The following is a 17,471-nucleotide window of genomic DNA, read 5'->3' as shown; positions in this document are numbered from 1 at the left end:
TTTTAGCCCAATATGAAAGTAGCCTCAAAAGATAAATTTGACAGTATTGTTGAAAGCAGTGACTTGGTCAGTAGGGATTTGAGTTGGATAAAATTCAATGAAAGAGTATTGGATCAGTCCAAAAAAGAAGGAAGATCAATTTTTGAAAAGTTGAAATTTTTGGCCATAACAGCTTCCAATCTCGATGAGTTTTTTATGATCAGAGTGGGTTCTCTGTACAATTACCTCGATTATGATAAAGAAAGGGTAGATTATTCAGGATTGAGAGAAGAGCCTTTCAAAATCAAACTGATGCTGGAATGCCAGCAATTCCATAAGCGCCAACAGGAACATTTTCTGAATAACCTCTTGCCCAATATGTCAGAATCAGGCTTTATACTTAGTAATGTAAAAAATCTGGAACCTGATGAAAGGGAATACATAAAATCATATTTTATGAAAGCTGTGTATCCCATGCTCACGCCTATGGTTTTTGATGGATATAGGACCTTTCCTATTTTGATGAATAAACTTTTGGTTTTTGGTGTGGTCACTTTAGCTCCAGGCGATAAAAAAGAAAATAAGAAATTGTCATTTGTTCAAATTCCAGCCAATATTCCAAGGTTTTTTGAAATAGAGCGGGAGGATATGGTGTTGTTTATACCTATCGAGGAAGTGATAAGGGAGAACATAGTGACATTGTTCCGAAATGTGAATATCGAATCCATTAACCTATTCCGAATTACACGAAATGGTGATTTTACCCTTGAGGAAAGTGAAGATATGGATGCCAACTTCCTTGAAGAGGTAAAAAGAAAATTGAATGAAAGGAAAACGGGAAGGGTTGTCAGAATTGAAATAGAGGAGGGATATAGCAGATGGATGATCAACTTGCTTAAGGAAAGATGGAATATTCAGGATGACAGTATCTTTAAAGTTGAGAGAGCCAGTATGATGGACTTTAACGGTCTTTGGCAATTTATTGGAAACAAACGCTTCAAAGATAAATTACCGCAGATTCCATTACCGGTTCCTCCGATATCATACCCCGAAGACGGTACAGATGATATATTTCAGGTTTTGAAGGGAAGGGATATCTTATTGCACCATCCTTACAACAATATTGACCCTATCCTTGAACTTATCGAAAAAGCTGTCGAAGATTCAAATGTGATGGCCATCAAAATGACAATCTACAGATTGGCAAAGGATTCCAGGATTACCAAAGCATTACTAAGGGCTGCGGAAAATGGCAAACACGTTTCGGTATTGTTTGAGGTAAAAGCGAGATTTGATGAAGAAAACAATATCAGAGAAGCCAAAAAACTTCAGAAAGCAGGTTGCTTTGTAATATATGGAATCAGCAATGTGAAAACACATACAAAGTTATTGCTGATTGTCAAAAAGGATGAAAATTATGTAACACGGTATGTGCATTTAGGGACAGGGAATTACAATGAGGATACCTCAAGGTTGTATACAGATATTGGCCTTTTGACTACCAATGAAATCTTGGCAAATGATGTATCAGAATTCTTTAATGTCATCACAGGCCATTCTATGCCCATGACATATCAGAATTTGATCACAGCACCCCGGGATATGCGAAATCAATTAATAGCGTTTATTGAACAAGAAGCAGAAAACGCTCGCAATGGATTACCCTCCGGGATATTTATCAAAGTCAATTCTTTAGAGGATTCTGAGATTATTTATGCATTATATAGAGCTTCTCAATCGGGTGTGACCGTAAAGCTGATCATCAGAGGTATTTGCTGTCTGAGACCTGGCAGGGCTGGACTAAGTGAAAACATTGAAGTTTTATCCTTGGTAGGGGATTTTCTGGAACATTCAAGAATTTATCATTTTCACAATAACGGAGTGACTAGAACATATGCTGGAAGTGCAGATATGATGGTTAGAAGTTTTGATAAAAGGCTTGAATCTCTATTTAGGGTCGAAGATCCATTGCTTGAAAAACAATTGATGAATATCTTATCCTTTAACCTGAAGGATAATGTCAATGCCTATAGAATGCTGGAAGATGGAACCTACGTATTAAAAATCCCCCAAGTGGATGAAGAAGAATTTAACGTTCACAAGGAATTTTTTGATGTCAAATCTGAGGATGTATTGACCGTGAAACTGGTTTAAATTTTGGTTCAAAAAGCCGTGATATTCAAGGCTTTTTGAACCAAAAATAACTTTAATCCGCTTTTATCAATTAGACTTTGCTTCTGTAAGAAATTGTTGCGAAATCGAATTACTTAGCAATTCAAATTGCTACCGGATATTGTTTCTACATTTTTTGATAATAGTGCTTTCGGAGTTTTTTCTTTATTCTAAAAAAATTATAGAATCCCAACAATAACATGCCCAAACTCAATGCAAATCCCAAGTAGCCCAATTGCCTGATATGCGACAATGCATTGACTTCCATAAGGGCAGTTCCACTGACCAAGAAGTATAAAGCTGTTCTGATATAGGATAAAAGCGTGCGGTCATTTGCAAGGTGCGTACGTTGCCTTGCCAGGTAATCTCTTACAATAAGTTCGTTTTCTGTAAAATTTTCTTCAGCCATTGTATTTGAATTTGGTTCAAATATCGGTAAAAAACATCTTTCTCTTTGTAACGATTTACACAAATTGATGAAATTTGGTTGTGGTGGTGTTATAAATTTTTGACTTTGATTACTTTTGGGCCTGACTATTTATCTTTTCCCAATAGAACCCTATAGAAAATAGTCACTTAAGTTTTGAAATGAGATGATGAGTAGACCGAATTTTGATGACATTTTTATGGAATTGGCTGTGAATCTTGCCAAAAGATCCCATTGTATTAAAAAACATGTGGGTGCCGTTCTGACCAAAGAAACAAGAATAATTTCGATAGGCTACAATGGGCCACCTTCAGGAACCCATAACTGTGATGAGGAGTTTCCCGAACATGGCTGCGCACGAGATAGCAAAGGTAGCTGTACTTTGGCACTTCATGCAGAGCAGAATGCCATTTTGTATGCAGTCAAAAATAATACCTCAGTGGAAGGTTCTACCTTGTATGTGACGCTTGCGCCCTGCTTGGCCTGTGCCAGAATTATTTTTTCGATGGGAATTGTTAAATTGGTTTACATGTATTCTTATGCCGAGTATAAGGGATTGCCATCGGATGAAGGGATAGACTTCCTGTCCAAGTTTGGAGTAGAGGTGATGAAGTATTCTAAGGAAATAGCTTTTGAAGATCCTTTGATTTAAAGGAAGTTCACTTCAGGATGCAGCATGATACCAAATTTTCGAAAAACCGATTGCTGAATATTCTCACTGAGCAACTTGATTTCATTGCCATCACCTCCGCCATAATTTACCAGAACCAATGGCTGATTTTTATGCACTCCGATACTACCGAAGGTTTTTCCTTTCCAACCTGTTTTTTCAATCAACCAAGCCGCAGGGATTTTTACGCCCTGTTCATTTGGAAATGAAGGCATTTCCGGATAGGTTTTTTTTAATGATTCAAAAAACTCAAGGGGAACTGTTGGGTTCTTAAAAAAACTACCTGCATTACCGATTTCTTTTGGGTCAGGTAGCTTACTCAGCCTTATTTGGATGACAGCCTGACTGATGGATCTTAAGCTTGGTTCCTCTATCCCCATTTCCTCCAAAGTCTGTTTGATGGCACCATATTCAATATGAAATGTTGGTTTCTTTTTTAAAATAAAAACCACTTTGGTGATTATATATTGGTCTTTCAGGTCACTTTTGAAAACACTCTCCCTGTATCCAAACCTACAATCTTGAGCATCAAAAGTCTTTTCATGCAAAGTATCCCTGTGAATAGCATGGAGTGATTTGAAGATTTCTTTGATTTCTATACCATAGGCGCCAATGTTCTGCATGGGTGAGGCTCCCACGGTTCCTGGAATGAGAGATAGGTTTTCAGCTCCCGCCCAATCATTTTCTATACAATGCAGCACAAATGTATGCCAATTTTCTCCTGCTCCAACTTCTACAATGACCTCATCTTCACTTTCTTCAAGAACTTTTATGCCAGATATTTCAATTTTTATTACCAAAGCATCGAGATCCTTTGTCAGTAAGATGTTACTCCCACCACCTAAAATGAAAACCGGAAGTTTGGATTCTTTCGCAAAAACAAGCGCTTTTTTGACATCATCCTCTGTTTTAACTTTTACAAAAAAATTTGCCTTTTTATCTATTCCAAATGTATTGAATGGCTGAAGAGAGATGTTTTCTTGTATATTCATGCTGCGAAATTGTACTTGCGAATTAAGGAAGAATTTGGCCAAATTGAAAGCTTAACATCTTAATACCCATATTTACAAAGTAAGATTATTATGAAAGAAATGGTCATAAATGGTATCCGGATCAGACCCGGTCAATCATTGAATATAGATATTGCGATCGCAAGACTTCCCACACATACATTGATTGATTTACCTGTTTTCATCAAAAGGGCCAAGGAGGACGGACCTGTGGTTTTGATTTCCGGAGGAATTCATGGAGATGAAATCAATGGAATAGTGGCTGTAAGAAAAATGCTTGAGGAAGAAATAATAGTGCCAACCAAAGGGACTATTATATTTATGCCTTTGGTGAATGTCTATGGGTTTTTGAGTAGCTCGAGAACATTTCCTGATGGAAGAGATCTCAATAGGAGTTTCCCCGGAAGCAAAAAAGGTTCACTAGCTTCGCAGATTGCCTTTATTCTTTCAAATGAAATCATTCCGATAATTGATTACGGGATAGATTTTCATACAGGCGGGAGAATGCTTTCCAATTTTCCACAGGTCCGGGTAGATTATAAAGACAAAAGAGGACTAGAGTTGGCTAATGCTTTCGGAACGCATTTTATTCTCAATTCACCTCATATAGATAAATCATTTAGGAAAGAGGCTTATAAAAGAAGAAAGCATATACTGGTCTATGAAGGAGGTGAATCTATGAGATTGGACGATTATGCAGTAGAGGAAGCGATTTTGGGTACCAAAAGGATGTTGAATTATTTGGATATGCTGCCCGGTGAAGTGCTCTCAAAACCTACGATTATGATCAAGGAAAGCTCTTGGGTAAGGGCTAAGGTTTCCGGAATTTTTTCTTCAAATGTAAAATTGGGAGATGAAGTCAAAAAAGGACAGATCATTGCAAAAATCACCGACCCTTATGGTCAGGTAAAAGTACCTGTGAAAGCTACCAATAACGGTCATGTTGTAGGATTGAACAACAATCCTGTTGTCAACGCAGGGGATGCAATCGTTCATGTTGGAAGAGTTTAAAAAAAAATATCAAACAGGATCCCAAATTTACATTATTTGATTTCAGTTACAGCAGACTTGAATTGACAGGTCTGATCAAATGCATAAAATAGAATTATTTGAAATAAAAAAGCCGGGGATTCCCGGCTTTTATCTGAACTTTTGGTTTATCTCAAGGAGACCACATTCGGCATAAAAAATTCACCATCGGTGATATTGAGCGGAGTTCTTTGGCTTAGTTCTCCTGTTTGATTTAAATCAAAAGCAACTGCCTCGAAAGTTCCATAGGAACCTTCTGTAGTAAGTTCGGTAAGCATCAAAGAAGCATTGTCCATAGCACCTGGATTTAGGCTTTGCAACAATACTGCTCCATATTCTTTACCGTTTTCATCTAAATAAATGAGGGTAAGCGACGGTGCAGGTTGATCATTCACCAAAATCGGATTTTGCATTTCATAATTGACACCAAATTCGGGAGTGACATTTGTTCTCAATGAAATGATAATTGCATTTTTATTGGGGTCATTTCCTGTTACAAAAGTGAAAATCGTAAATCGGTTACTTGAATTGGGATCTTCGATAAATACTATGTTGGCATCATTGCTGCCACTAAATTCTTTTTCCACACCGTTGACTTTGAATTTATAATTATAGTTGGGTCTTGGGTCTTCTTTATCGCAGGAAGAAAATGCGAAGACAACAAAAAGGCACAGGAGAAGGATTTTAGGAATTTTCATTTTATAATGAGTTGGTTTTGATTTTTTAACGGTTTTATGGATTGTAGGGGTTACAATCCGACTCACAAAAATAGGTTAAAAATCAGATTATTTTAAGATTCAGATAAAAAGCCCTCTCAAATATCTGAGAGGGCTTTTTATCGGAATCATCTATTCATTAAGCAAAATATTTTTTTAACCCTTCTATTTTCTCATCAAGAGATTCCTGCACAGCTTGATAGGCCTCCCGGTTCGGAAGTTTTTCATTTACAGAGAAATAATACTTAATCTTTGGTTCAGTACCTGATGGCCTGGCTGAAATTTTACTGCCATCTTCTAAATAAAATTGGATCACATTTGATTTATCCATTTTCAATTCGGATTCTGTACCATTGATCAGGTCATAAATCTTACTTTCCTTTACATCGACAATTTTTACGACTTTGATGCCGTTCATTTCTGTGGGTTTGTTGGTTCTGAAACCAGACATGAGGTTTTGGATTTGTTCTGCTCCGTCTTTTCCTTTTTTGGTCACAGAAATGAGAGATTCTTTGTAAAACCCAAACTGCATATAGATTTCAGCAAGTACATCCTGAATGGATTTACCTTTTGTCTTGTAGTAAGCAACAATTTCAGCAACCATGGCACAGGCAGAGTTTCCGTCTTTGTCTCTCACAAAATCCCCGACCAAATACCCATAACTCTCTTCTCCACCGCCTATAAACTCTTTCTTTCCTTCAAGATTCCTGATTATTTCAGCGATGTTTTTAAATCCTGTAAGTACTGAATAGCAGGTTACTTCAAAGCCCTTACAGATTTCATCAATCAATTCTGTAGTAACGATGGTATTTACCATAAACTGATCTCCGGTCAGTTTCCCATGTTCCCTCCATTTACTTAGGAGGTAATAGGTTAGCAATGCCCCCGTTTGATTACCGTTCAGTAATTCAAAATCCCCTTTTCCGTCAGGGATACAAGCTGCATAACGATCTCCATCCGGATCACAGGCCAAAACAAGTTCAGCTCCGATCTTTTTGCCCAGTTCAATAGACATGTTCAATGCCTCAGCCTCCTCAGGGTTAGGATATATGACCGTTGGGAATGTTCCATCGGGCTCTGCCTGTTCTTTGACTACATGAATATTTTCAAATCCAAATACTTTTAAAGAAGCGGGAACCATCTTCCCGGAAGCACCGTGGATAGGGGAAAACACGATTGGCATTGCCCTTTGAAGCATTATTTCATTCGGAGATAGACTTAGTTTTTTGACAAGATTTAGATAAATCAAATCAAAATCCTCTTCTATATATTCAATCAAATTGTCATTCTTGTTCCAATTGACATCGTCGATGGAATTGATTTTTTGCACTTCTTCAATGATGTTTTTATCATGTGGTGCGACTACCTGACCACCATCATCCCAATATGCTTTATACCCGTTGTACTCTTTGGGGTTGTGTGAGGCAGTTACCATCACGCCACTTTTGCATCCAAAATGCCTGATGGCAAAGGATAGCATTGGAGTGGGTCGAAGTTCTCTGAAGTATTTTACTTTAATGCCGTTTGCTGTAAAGACATTGGCAGTGGTACCTGCAAATAAAGTATTATTGATCCGGCAATCATGTGTGATGGCTACCTTGATTTCTTCATTGGGAAAGCACTTCAGGAGATAATTGGCAAGGCCTTGGGTAGCCATTGCGACGGTATACACATTCAACCTGTTAGAGCCAACACCCATGATTCCCCTTAATCCTCCTGTCCCGAATTCCAAATCCCTGTAAAAGGAATCTATTAATTCAGTTTTGTCCGGCGAATCCAAGAGAGCACGTATCTCTGCTTTACTCTGTTCATCAATATTACTGTTCAGCCAGCTTTCAGCTTTGGCGGCAATTAATGGTTCTATTGTTGTCATTTTGGAAAAAGTTTTAATGATTTTCTAAGATAGATAATTCAACAAAAATAGCCATAATAAGAGGCCAATAAGATTAATAAAATTTGATTATAGATTTCCTCTCAACTCCTGTTCCCTTTCGATTGCTTCAAACAGCGCTTTAAAATTCCCTTTTCCAAAGGAACGGGCACCTTTTCTCTGAATGATTTCATAAAAAAGAGTAGGGCGGTCCTGAACCGGTTTTGTGAAAATCTGTAAAAGATAACCTTCGTCATCTCTGTCCACTAGGATATTCATATCTTTGAGTGGCTGTAAGTCTTCATCTATCTTACCCACACGGTCCAAGAGGTCATCATAGTAGGAGGAAGGAACTTCCAAAAATTCAACACCTCTTTTCCTTAATTCTGATACGGTATGCACGATGTCATCAGTCGCAATGGCCATATGCTGAACACCGGGACCCTTGTAAAAATCAAGGTATTCTTCTATCTGTGATTTCTTTTTCCCTTCTGCAGGTTCATTGATTGGAAACTTGATATAACCATTTCCATTTGAAACCACTTTGGACATCAATGCGGAATATTCGGTCGATATGTCTTTGTCGTCAAATGTGATCAAAAGTTTGAATCCCATCACATTTTCATAAAAGTCCACCCATTTATTCATTTCTCCCCAACCTACATTTCCCACACAATGGTCAATATATTTCAAACCTATAGGAACAGGTCTATACTCGCTTTTCCTAGGTTTATATCCCGGAAGGAAAATACCTTTATAATTTTTTCTTTCTACAAAAGTATGGACCGTTTCACCATAAGTTCTGATGGATGCAGTGACCACTTCTCCAAATTCATCGGAGGATACTTTTGGTTCCTCGTAGGGGACAGCACCCCGGGTGACTGTTTCAATAAAAGACTGTGCTGCATCATCTACCCAAAGGGCCAAGACTTTCACTCCATCACCATGTTTTTTGATATGATCAGCAATCGGATGGTCTTCCAATAATGGCGTAGTCAGCACCAATCTGATTTTGTCTTGTTTTAGCACATAAGATGCTTTATCTCGGATTCCTGTTTCTGGACCTGCATAGGCGATGAGTTCATAACCAAAGGCATATTGATAAAATAAAGCGGATTGTTTGGCATTGCCAACGTACAATTCAATATAATCCGTCCCGTTTATAGGAAGAAAATCCTGTTCCATAGTAAAATTATTTTTGGGTTTAATTCTTTCAGTTCCAAATATACTAATAATTGCACTCAGTGCCGGTTTTTTCGATCTTCTGCAGGGTTCGCGGAGTGCCAATTACCTTAACGCCATTTTTCGCAGTTATTTCCCAAATTCAAATTTAGGCTTGTCCGCTTCGGTTGGCCAAAAGAAATATAAATCCTAAAAATGTAAAAGATAAAGCCCATGAGGCCTGTCCATGTATCGGCTGCCCCAACAACAAGAAGATGTACCATAAAGGCACAGTTACCAACCCGATCACAAATTTAAATGTTGCCGTAAATGCAGGATCTTTGACTTTAGGGGCTACAAACAACCAATTCAAAAAAACCGGAAAGTGGAATAACTTCATGACTTTATTGGTAAAATAGGGCGGGGAACTGAATTTCTTTGACTTTTTATTCTCGCTGTTGTTAAAAAAGTTGGCAACTTTTTCAGGAGCAGTGAGGTCAATCCGATTTTCCACCAACTCTTCTAACTTTTCATGATAGCCTTCTTCGGGAATGTGACTTACCAACGGCTTCAAACTTTGTTGAGTATCCTTGATAAGGCTATCAAAATTTGGATAATGGTTTTTTGGGTCAATTGTTGGCCCAAAAATGATATGGACTTTACTGCCTGATTTTTGATGATTGCTGTAATTGATTCCTACTGGTAATATAACCAATTCAAGATCAGGGTCTTTTTCGAGGGCTTGATAGGCAATCCTTGCGAAGCCTTTTCTCAATGGTCTGAGGTTTCTATGGATACTATGATTACCTTCTCCAAAAATCACCATGGCACCTTTGTTCAATAGTACATGAGTGCTTTTATCAAAGGTCTCCTTATTTTTCTCCATGTTGTTTATTCCATCTCTTACTCGATAGATCGGAATCATACGGATAAAATCCAGCATTTTGGCAATTATGGATTTCTTAAAAACAGAGGCCCTTGTTAAAAAGTATGGATTAAGCCGCGTATGGGTCGCAATCAGTATTGGATCAATCAAAGCATTCTGATGATTAGAAACGACAAGAACTGCCTTTCCTTTTGGAATATAATCCTTCCCTGTAACATTGATTTTAAAGAAATAGAAATGAAGCGCAATTTTGACTTTTAGTCTAAGGAAATAATTGAAAAGATCTTGCATTGAGTGTCTATTTTTCGCTAAAAGATGGTATTTCAGAACTGGAAAAACGCATCCAGATGGAGGAAATGGTCATACCCGAGATAATATGCCAAATGCCCCACCACGCAGCAATGATGGCCATTCCGCCCAATCCTTCAAAATAGGTAAATATAAGAACCAAAGCCAGCCCTGAGTTTTGGATGCCTGTTTCAATGGTCAAGGTTTTGGTATCAGCTAGATTTAAACCTCCGATTTTGGCCAATGAAAAACCAGAGAACAATGCTACAAAGTTGTGGGCCAAGACCCATAGGAATATGAGTCCAATAAATTTCAGGAATAAGTCATAATTCCCTATGAATGCTATAATTACAAATCCTGCAAAAATTAAAATACTGAGCGGTTTCAATATGCTAGTGGCTTTTGATGCCCAAATGGGATACCTGCTGTTAATATACATCCCGATCATCAAGGGTAATCCCAAAATCAAGGCAACGGTCTGGAAAACTTCAAAATAGGAAAGGGAAATTTCTTTAAGCAAATTAGCCGAAGGACCATAAAACCCCGCCCATAGCGCGAAATTGAAAGGTGTCAAAAATATGGAGAAGGCTGTTGAAAAGGCGGTAAGTGACACTGATAAAGCTGTGTTCCCCTTTGCCAAATGGGTCATGAAATTTGATACATTTCCCCCGGGGCAAGCAGCTACCAAAAACATGCCCAAAGCTACAGATGGAGGTGGATTAATAATATTGACCAAGATCAGTGTCAATAAGGGGAGAAAAAAGAATTGGGAAAGTATTCCTAATCCAAAGGATTTGGGGTTTTGAAAAATGTACCTGAAGTCCGTTGATTTAAGGTCTAGAGCCACCCCAAACATAATGATCGCCAAAGATAGATTCAGCAATAAAAGTGAATCTTGATTGAAATTAAGTTTACTGGTATCGAGTGCTTCTTGCATTTTTTGGGATGAATTTTCCTTGAAATATAAGAAGCAGTGTTGGAATGACAAAAATCCTTGATCAAACATCTTTTCCAATCTTTTGGTATGTGGGATCGATTCGTATGTTAATTTTTTGATGTGAAAAACAAAATTTTTAACATCAAAAACATATAACTTTTAACAAAAAATTACTTTAAAAAATATTTTTGTACTGTTGGGATAAATTTTTATCTTTTCCGAACATTTGTTATATCACCCAAAATCTAACAAAAGCAGAATTCACCTATTGCATGTTCCTTCTATCAAAAAAAATGATAGAGGAATATATTGAAGTACAGAGCGTTATCAAATTCGAGTAGATTAATCTATTGAATTTGAATTGAAACTGTTTAACAAAATTTCTTTTTAAATTATCGATACATGTTTCCAATCAGACCTGGGCAGTATAGGCACCTAGAGCCCCTTTACAGGGAAGTTTTTCCTCCTGACTTTGCAAAAAGCCAAGAATTCGGTAAAAGCCAAAATTTCGCAGTTAATGCCAGAATCCATGAAATAGGGGAGGGCATTGAACCTTTTTCGGGTACGTTGACTGACCAACATCTTGCTCACCTTTTGAAAAGGACAAGGTTTGGGACTACCATGAAAGAAATCAAAACTTTCAGAAACAAATCCTTGTCAGCTATTTTGGATGAAATCCTGGTGGTTTCATTGGATTACCCTGAGCCTATCAACAACTATAATAAGCCAAGTGAAGGTAAAATTGACCTAAATGTACCCCTAGGAGCTTCATTTGTTAATGCCGCATTCGATGAGGATTTTGAAGGAGATCGGATTATTGCGTTGAAAACTTGGCTAATCGGTAGGATAATTAGTCCTAACTCAGGTATACAGGAAAAGATGCTGTTATTTTGGTGGAATTTTTTACCCATCAAATTGTGGGATGTTTTTATAGCCAAATCCTGCTATGGTTATATACAAATGCTCAATCGACATGTCTTCGGCAATTTTAAGGAACTGATCAAGGACCTGACCATGGATCCGGCAATGTTGGTTTTTTTAAGTGGTGCATTCAACAACAAAGAAAACCCTGATGAAAATTATGCTAGGGAAATACAGGAATTGTTTTGCATCGGAAAAGGAAAAGATGCAGGATATCAGGAGGAGGATGTTCGTGCTGCAGCCAGAGTATTGACAGGATGGACGGTCAATTGGGAAAGTATTCATTCAGAGGGACCTCCAATTTCATATTTTAACCCTGAAATGCATCATACAGGGAATAAGACGTTTTCAGCTTTCTATGGTAATAAAGTCATTGAAGGAAAAGAAGGAGAAGCTGGAGCAGGGGAGTTGGACGAGTTATTGGAAATGATCTTTGCTACGAATGAATCATCCAAATTTATCGCCAGAAAACTCTACACCTTTTTTGTAGCGGCTGAGATATCCGATCTCGCGGAAACAAATGTGATTACGCCATTGGCTGCCATCATCAAAGGAAATAATTACAATATCCGGCCTGCCCTGAAAGCGCTATTGAGTTCTGCCCATTTCTTTCATGCCGAAATCATGGGTTCCATGATCAAAAGTCCGATGGATTTTATTTTGGGTCTTTGGAGAAATTTCGATATGCCTGCGGCCCAAAATCCACTAGGCGAAAAAGATTTTTATGCTGCTATTCTTTGGAACATGGGAGGTATCGGTCAGGAAGTTGGCGATCCACCAAATGTAGCCGGTTGGCCACCCTACTATCAGGCTCCTAATTATGATAAAATATGGATCAATACTGACTCTATCACCAAAAGAGCCCTCGCCTCGGATTCCATGATATTTTGGGGCTATTGGATATCAAATTCGGTAAATGTTGCCGCAGACTTGCTGGAATATGTCAAAGGATTTGAAAATCCTGAGGATCCCAATTCCCTCATATCTGAATTTGTTCTTTTGAATCTTGGGCCAGCTTTGAGTCCACAACAAATTGAAATGGCAAAAAACATTTTACTGAATGGGCAGGAACAGGATTACTATTGGACAGGAGCCTGGCTGACATATATGGCAAATCCAAACGATGAGTCCAATGCCACAGTTGTTTTAAATAGACTTAAACCAGCTTTTCAACTGTTGTTACAGATGGGTGAATCGCAATTGATGTAATTATATGAAAAGACGGTCTTTCATCAAACATGCAGCGCACAGCCTGGCAATTCCAAGTTTTTTGGGCGCTATGAACAACCAAAGTTTCGGGCAAACCATTGATCGGTTACTGAATTTGGCCAATGAAACAGACAGGGTTTTGGTTTTAATCTATCTTGAAGGAGGTAATGATGGGTTAAATACAGTGATCCCATTATCTCATTTGAGTGAACTCAATAAAGTAAGGCCACATGTCATTTTGCCTGAAAACAAATTATTGCCCATTGATTCCACGGATTTTGCACTCCACCCTTCACTTTCAGGTTTTAAGTCTCTTTATGAAGAAGGAAGGCTTCAGGTGGTTCATTCAGTTGGTTATCCTCAACAAAGCCATTCTCACTTCAAATCCCATGATATCTGGATGAGTGGTTCCCGGTCCGATGAGTTGGTCCCCTCAGGGTGGACAGGCCGTTACTTGGAATCCAATCATCCCCAATTTCCGGATGCTTATCCCAACCCTGATCATCCCGATCCAATGGCAGTGGAAATCGGAAATGGTTCTTCCATGTTGTTTCAAGGGGAAAGGGCCAATTTCAGTATGGTAATCAATAACCCCAATTCATTTTATCAGATTTTGAATAATGCCATAGAAGATACTCCGGATACCATTGCAGGGGACAAATTGAAATACATCCGCTTGATAGCCCAACAATCCCAAAAATATGGCATGATCGTCAAGCGTGCAGCTGAGAAAGTTACCCAACAGAAAATCTACCCTGACACGAGACTTGGAAATCAATTGAGAATAGTATCCCGATTGATTTCAGGTGGGTTGAAAACACCATTGTATTTGGTAAGAATGGGTGGATTTGATACCCATGACAACCAAGTGGAAGGGGGAGACCATAGTATAGGCAAACATGCAAACCTGCTTCAAAACCTTAGTGATGCTGTCATGGCATTTATGAATGACCTTGAATTTCAGGGCTGTGCGGAAAGGGTGATGGGAATGACTTTTTCGGAATTTGGAAGGAAAATTGTTTCTAATGCCAGTATGGGTACAGACCACGGCTCGGCTGCACCATTATTTATTTTTGGAAACATGTCACATGGCGGTTCGCAGGGTACAGCTCCGATCATTACAGGAAATGAGGTATATAGGGACAATATTCCTTTTCAGACTGATTTCAGACAAGTGTATACTTCTTTGCTGAGTCAATGGTTTGATGCCGGAAATAGTAGTATTCAATCTGCAACTAGAGGAAGTTTTGAACAAATTCCTGTTGTCAAAAATGCATTAGTGACTTCGATAGAAAGAGAGGAACCTAGTACATTGAAATTATTCCCGAACCCTGTTCAGGATTTTGCCACGATAAAACTTGATGTATGGTCCGGGAAAGTCAGGATTGACTTGATAGATGTCAAAGGATCAAGTGTGGGAATGTTGTTTGAGGGCAATACTTCAGAACGACAGTTTACAAAGATTATCGACTTATCCATGTATCCTCCCGGCAAATATATACTGAGAGTGATGGATGGGAATAGGAGACATACCTTGCATGTGATCAAGCTTTGATGAAATCTTGATTCATGCCATGACTCCAAGTCATGGCATGAATCAGCCAAAGTGATTTAAAGTCAGAATCCTGCCTAATGCCCATGTATAAGATATTTATGACTGAATCCTCCTCAATTAAAAATCACTATCAGTTTCAAACCAACCCTTCCAAGTGTTTGTCCAATGTTTCCCTAATATCACCTGAAGGCCTGTCAGCTGAAGGATCTAAAATTTTGCCTTCGGTATCCAAAAGTAAGAACCTTGGGATAGCATTGACCATGAAAAACTGAGTGAGTTCTGATTGCCAAGCGTTTTCAGCAAACCATTGAAGACCATCCATTTTTTTGTTTTTGACCATTTTCTCCCAAGGTTCTTTGGTATCGTCAATTGAAACTGTGAGGAAAGCAACAGGTTTGTCTTTGTATTCCTCTTTCATTTTATCCCAATGAGGATGTTCTGCAATGCATGGCCCGCACCAAGTTGCCCAAATATCGATGTATACAAGTTTACCTTTCAGGTCGCTCATTTTTACAGCATTGCCATCAATATCTACAAATGAGAAATCAGGGACTTCTTTTCCGGGACTGATAGGTTCCCATTTTGCCTTGATTTTTTCGAGTTTTTCAACAAATTTTGGAGTTGAGTTTTCCGCCAGGAATTTTTTGTACTGCTCCTCCACATGGACAGGTCCCCTGTATTCCATGTTCATTTTTATGTTTTCATATTTAAAATAATCCCTCATCTCAGCATCCTTAAGCAATGAATCTATTGCCAAGTTGGAAGCGTCTTCGTAGGAAGTTAAAGTGGAATCTTCTTTCATCAAGGCCGAAGATAATTTCTGGATTCTTGAATCAACGATATTCTTGTAAGGGGCTACGGCCAATAATTCCTTTCGGTCTAATGGTACATTTTCTATTTCTGCCTGAATTCTTTCACGTGGGAAATCTACTGAGTCCTGATTCGTTTTGGTGATATACCCATGATACATAGGGTATATCTGATCCATAAATAGACTTTGATAGGTGAAAAACGAATTTTCCAATTCCAAAAATTCAGGGTCAATTCCTTCAGTATTATTCAATTCGTTGTAATTGGTTTTGACAACATTCAACATGCTGTCTTTCTTCATAAAATATTCATCCTGTTTCAAGGCCATCAATTCCATGATGTTGTTCAGCCCACTTTCATTCATGGATTTCATTTTCTTGCGGAGGTATGAATTTTCACCAGCCTTATCTCCGCTTGCCAGAAAAGTGGCACCAAATTCCTCCGCATCTCCAGTCAGATAAATACTGTCGCCCGGGCTTAAATATAGACTAAACCTGAGGTCAGCATTTTGGACCAAAAACAATTCAGTTTCCTCGTAATCAAATTTTAACAAAAATGAACCGTCGCTTTGAAGGGAATCTACAGACAATTCATCTTCGAGGGATACTTTTATTACCGGACCCGTATGGTTTTCCAGTTTACCTGCAATCGTGATGGTTGTGTTGATGTCTTTTTCTTTTTCCGAACAGGAAAAGAAGGCTATGAGGATAATGAGGGATAACAAGGTTTGTTTTTTCATGGCTTTATGTGGTTCGTTAAAAATATTGGTGAATGGGAAGAAATCATGTAATCTAAACTAATAGACCTAAAGATAAAGTATTAAACGTTTAGCTGAAATAATACAAAGAAAATTTTTTGAAAAAATATTTGAAGCCTTTCTGCCATATGCAAATATCACAACCAAAGGCTTTTATCAAATAAATAGCCCCTTGGGCAGATTGGATATTTAGAATATTAGTTTTAAGTTTAGATAATTCAAATATATCCGCCATTTATGGCGCCAACGTTACCTATAGGAATCATTAGCGCCATATGTGGCGGAAGGCAAATCGATATATGCGATTACCAGAACCCCAACAAGAAGACATTTTGTAAAAAATAAATCAACTTTTTTGTTTCACTATAGGGAAACCTTTGTAATTTTGTAATGTGGATAAAAATCAGAAGCATAGGAAGATAACGTTTTACAAGAACTACTTTCAAGACTTCTTTTCCAGACAAACTAAAAAAGTAAAGGCAAAAATTGTTTGGACTTTTGATTTAATTGAGGAGTTACAAAGAATTCCGGAAACATATCTCAAACACATAGAGAATACCGATGGTCTTTATGAAATTCGAGTTCAACTAGGAAGCGACATTTTTAGAATTTTCTGTTTTTTTGACCAAGGGCAATTGGTTGTATTAGCAAACGGGTTTCAAAAGAAAACACGAAAGACCCCCAAGAGAGAAATAGAAAAGGCACTTAAAATAAAAGTAGAATATGAAAGCGAAAAATAAAAATTTAATGACTCTTGAAGAGTTTAAAGAAAAGAACTACGGCAAACGAGGGACAAAAGAGCGTGACGAACTGGAAGCAGGTTATGAAGCCTTCAAAATCGGGGCTTTAATTCACGATACTCGGATTGAAATGGGAATGACACAAGAACAGCTTGCAGAAAAAGTTGGAACTACAAAATCCTACATTTCAAAAATCGAGAACAACATTAAGGAAGCACGAATTTCAACACTCCAAAAAATCATAGAACTTGGTTTCGGCGGAAAACTTGAACTAAATATAAAAATTTAAGGTGTTACTTGCCCGAAAGGAGGAAAACCGCATATAATAGCACCT

At 38.1% G+C, this 17,471-nt stretch carries 15 protein-coding genes; 7 read left to right on the top strand and 8 right to left on the bottom strand.

Translation table 11 applies throughout. The features are described 5' to 3' along the window. Positions 1-12: 12 nt before the first annotated feature. Positions 13-2,133: a polyphosphate kinase 1 gene (gene ppk1, locus HMJ38_RS17140; RefSeq protein WP_194975652.1), complete on the top strand. Its 2,121-nt coding sequence runs from the start codon at positions 13-15 to the stop codon at positions 2,131-2,133. A gap of 145 nt (positions 2,134-2,278) precedes the next feature. Here the strand turns inward: ppk1 and HMJ38_RS17135 are convergent, their stop codons facing one another. Further along, a complete protein-coding gene (locus HMJ38_RS17135; protein WP_194975651.1) occupies positions 2,279-2,560 on the bottom strand; it encodes a YidH family protein in 282 nt (93 codons plus the stop codon). A 187-nt stretch (positions 2,561-2,747) separates the two neighbouring features. Here HMJ38_RS17135 and HMJ38_RS17130 point away from each other — a divergent pair, with 187 nt between their 5' ends. Further along, complete coding sequence (locus tag HMJ38_RS17130) at positions 2,748-3,230, top strand: deoxycytidylate deaminase (protein WP_194975676.1); 483 nt, start codon at positions 2,748-2,750, stop codon at positions 3,228-3,230. Here the strand turns inward: HMJ38_RS17130 and murB are convergent. Further along, entirely contained in the window at positions 3,227-4,240 is a 1,014-nt protein-coding gene (murB, locus tag HMJ38_RS17125) for a UDP-N-acetylmuramate dehydrogenase (protein WP_194975650.1), read from the bottom strand. The genes HMJ38_RS17130 and murB overlap by 4 nt on opposite strands. A gap of 90 nt (positions 4,241-4,330) precedes the next feature. On the opposite strand from murB, the gene HMJ38_RS17120 reads away from it, so the two are divergent. Further along, on the top strand, positions 4,331-5,269 hold the full coding sequence (locus HMJ38_RS17120; protein ID WP_194975649.1) for a succinylglutamate desuccinylase/aspartoacylase family protein: 939 nt from the start codon (positions 4,331-4,333) through the stop codon (positions 5,267-5,269). A gap of 146 nt (positions 5,270-5,415) precedes the next feature. Here the strand turns inward: HMJ38_RS17120 and HMJ38_RS17115 are convergent, their stop codons facing one another. From HMJ38_RS17115 to HMJ38_RS17095, 5 genes are all read right to left on the bottom strand, one after another. Beyond that, positions 5,416-5,985, bottom strand: coding sequence for a hypothetical protein (locus HMJ38_RS17115; RefSeq protein ID WP_194975648.1), 570 nt, complete (start codon positions 5,983-5,985; stop codon positions 5,416-5,418). Positions 5,986-6,142: 157 nt separating this feature from the next. Further along, the gene (locus HMJ38_RS17110) at positions 6,143-7,876 is read right to left on the bottom strand and encodes a phospho-sugar mutase (protein WP_194975647.1); all 1,734 of its coding nucleotides are present in this window, start codon (positions 7,874-7,876) and stop codon (positions 6,143-6,145) included. An 87-nt stretch (positions 7,877-7,963) separates the two neighbouring features. After that, positions 7,964-9,058 (bottom strand): 4-hydroxyphenylpyruvate dioxygenase, encoded by a 1,095-nt coding sequence (gene hppD, locus HMJ38_RS17105; RefSeq protein ID WP_194975646.1) that lies wholly within the window; start codon positions 9,056-9,058, stop codon positions 7,964-7,966. Positions 9,059-9,203: 145 nt separating this feature from the next. Further along, the gene (locus tag HMJ38_RS17100; RefSeq protein WP_194975645.1) at positions 9,204-10,211 is read right to left on the bottom strand and encodes a 1-acyl-sn-glycerol-3-phosphate acyltransferase; all 1,008 of its coding nucleotides are present in this window, start codon (positions 10,209-10,211) and stop codon (positions 9,204-9,206) included. Positions 10,212-10,218: 7 nt separating this feature from the next. After that, entirely contained in the window at positions 10,219-11,145 is a 927-nt protein-coding gene (locus tag HMJ38_RS17095) for a bile acid:sodium symporter family protein (protein WP_194975644.1), read from the bottom strand. Between the two features lie 402 nt (positions 11,146-11,547). On the opposite strand from HMJ38_RS17095, the gene HMJ38_RS17090 reads away from it, so the two are divergent. Further along, positions 11,548-13,275, top strand: coding sequence for a DUF1800 domain-containing protein (locus HMJ38_RS17090; protein WP_194975643.1), 1,728 nt, complete (start codon positions 11,548-11,550; stop codon positions 13,273-13,275). Between the two features lie 4 nt (positions 13,276-13,279). Then, positions 13,280-14,830 (top strand): DUF1501 domain-containing protein, encoded by a 1,551-nt coding sequence (locus HMJ38_RS17085; protein WP_194975642.1) that lies wholly within the window; start codon positions 13,280-13,282, stop codon positions 14,828-14,830. 136 nt (positions 14,831-14,966) lie between these two features. On the opposite strand, the gene HMJ38_RS17080 is transcribed toward HMJ38_RS17085, so the two are convergent. Further along, positions 14,967-16,379, bottom strand: a complete 1,413-nt coding sequence (locus HMJ38_RS17080) for a TlpA family protein disulfide reductase (RefSeq protein WP_194975641.1) — start codon at positions 16,377-16,379, stop codon at positions 14,967-14,969. Between the two features lie 410 nt (positions 16,380-16,789). Here HMJ38_RS17080 and HMJ38_RS17075 point away from each other — a divergent pair, with 410 nt between their 5' ends. Both HMJ38_RS17075 and HMJ38_RS17070 read left to right on the top strand, forming a co-directional pair. Further along, complete coding sequence (locus HMJ38_RS17075; protein WP_194975640.1) at positions 16,790-17,137, top strand: type II toxin-antitoxin system RelE/ParE family toxin; 348 nt, start codon at positions 16,790-16,792, stop codon at positions 17,135-17,137. Then, entirely contained in the window at positions 17,121-17,426 is a 306-nt protein-coding gene (locus HMJ38_RS17070; RefSeq protein ID WP_194975639.1) for a helix-turn-helix domain-containing protein, read from the top strand. The genes HMJ38_RS17075 and HMJ38_RS17070 overlap by 17 nt, the downstream gene beginning before the upstream one ends. Positions 17,427-17,471 lie beyond the last annotated feature (45 nt).

It is taken from the genome of Aquiflexum lacus, from assembly GCF_015476655.1.
Taxonomy (GTDB): domain Bacteria; phylum Bacteroidota; class Bacteroidia; order Cytophagales; family Cyclobacteriaceae; genus Aquiflexum; species Aquiflexum lacus.
Note: the sequence above shows the minus strand (reverse complement) of the source record. Positions and strands in the feature narration are given on the sequence as shown.

What these genes read in the sequence shown, in the direction of transcription:
- HMJ38_RS17115 (WP_194975648.1), bottom strand. Translation starts at nt 5,985, where the DNA reads ATGAAAATTCCTAAAATCCTTCTCCTGTGCCTTTTTGTTGTCTTCGCA.
- HMJ38_RS17135 (WP_194975651.1), bottom strand. Translation starts at nt 2,560, where the DNA reads ATGGCTGAAGAAAATTTTACAGAAAACGAACTTATTGTAAGAGATTAC.
- HMJ38_RS17130 (WP_194975676.1), top strand. Translation starts at nt 2,748, where the DNA reads ATGAGTAGACCGAATTTTGATGACATTTTTATGGAATTGGCTGTGAAT.
- HMJ38_RS17090 (WP_194975643.1), top strand. Translation starts at nt 11,548, where the DNA reads ATGTTTCCAATCAGACCTGGGCAGTATAGGCACCTAGAGCCCCTTTAC.
- HMJ38_RS17100 (WP_194975645.1), bottom strand. Translation starts at nt 10,211, where the DNA reads ATGCAAGATCTTTTCAATTATTTCCTTAGACTAAAAGTCAAAATTGCG.
- HMJ38_RS17095 (WP_194975644.1), bottom strand. Translation starts at nt 11,145, where the DNA reads ATGCAAGAAGCACTCGATACCAGTAAACTTAATTTCAATCAAGATTCA.
- HMJ38_RS17110 (WP_194975647.1), bottom strand. Translation starts at nt 7,876, where the DNA reads ATGACAACAATAGAACCATTAATTGCCGCCAAAGCTGAAAGCTGGCTG.
- hppD (WP_194975646.1), bottom strand. Translation starts at nt 9,058, where the DNA reads ATGGAACAGGATTTTCTTCCTATAAACGGGACGGATTATATTGAATTG.
- ppk1 (WP_194975652.1), top strand. Translation starts at nt 13, where the DNA reads ATGAAAGTAGCCTCAAAAGATAAATTTGACAGTATTGTTGAAAGCAGT.
- murB (WP_194975650.1), bottom strand. Translation starts at nt 4,240, where the DNA reads ATGAATATACAAGAAAACATCTCTCTTCAGCCATTCAATACATTTGGA.
- HMJ38_RS17080 (WP_194975641.1), bottom strand. Translation starts at nt 16,379, where the DNA reads ATGAAAAAACAAACCTTGTTATCCCTCATTATCCTCATAGCCTTCTTT.
- HMJ38_RS17070 (WP_194975639.1), top strand. Translation starts at nt 17,121, where the DNA reads ATGAAAGCGAAAAATAAAAATTTAATGACTCTTGAAGAGTTTAAAGAA.
- HMJ38_RS17120 (WP_194975649.1), top strand. Translation starts at nt 4,331, where the DNA reads ATGAAAGAAATGGTCATAAATGGTATCCGGATCAGACCCGGTCAATCA.
- HMJ38_RS17085 (WP_194975642.1), top strand. Translation starts at nt 13,280, where the DNA reads ATGAAAAGACGGTCTTTCATCAAACATGCAGCGCACAGCCTGGCAATT.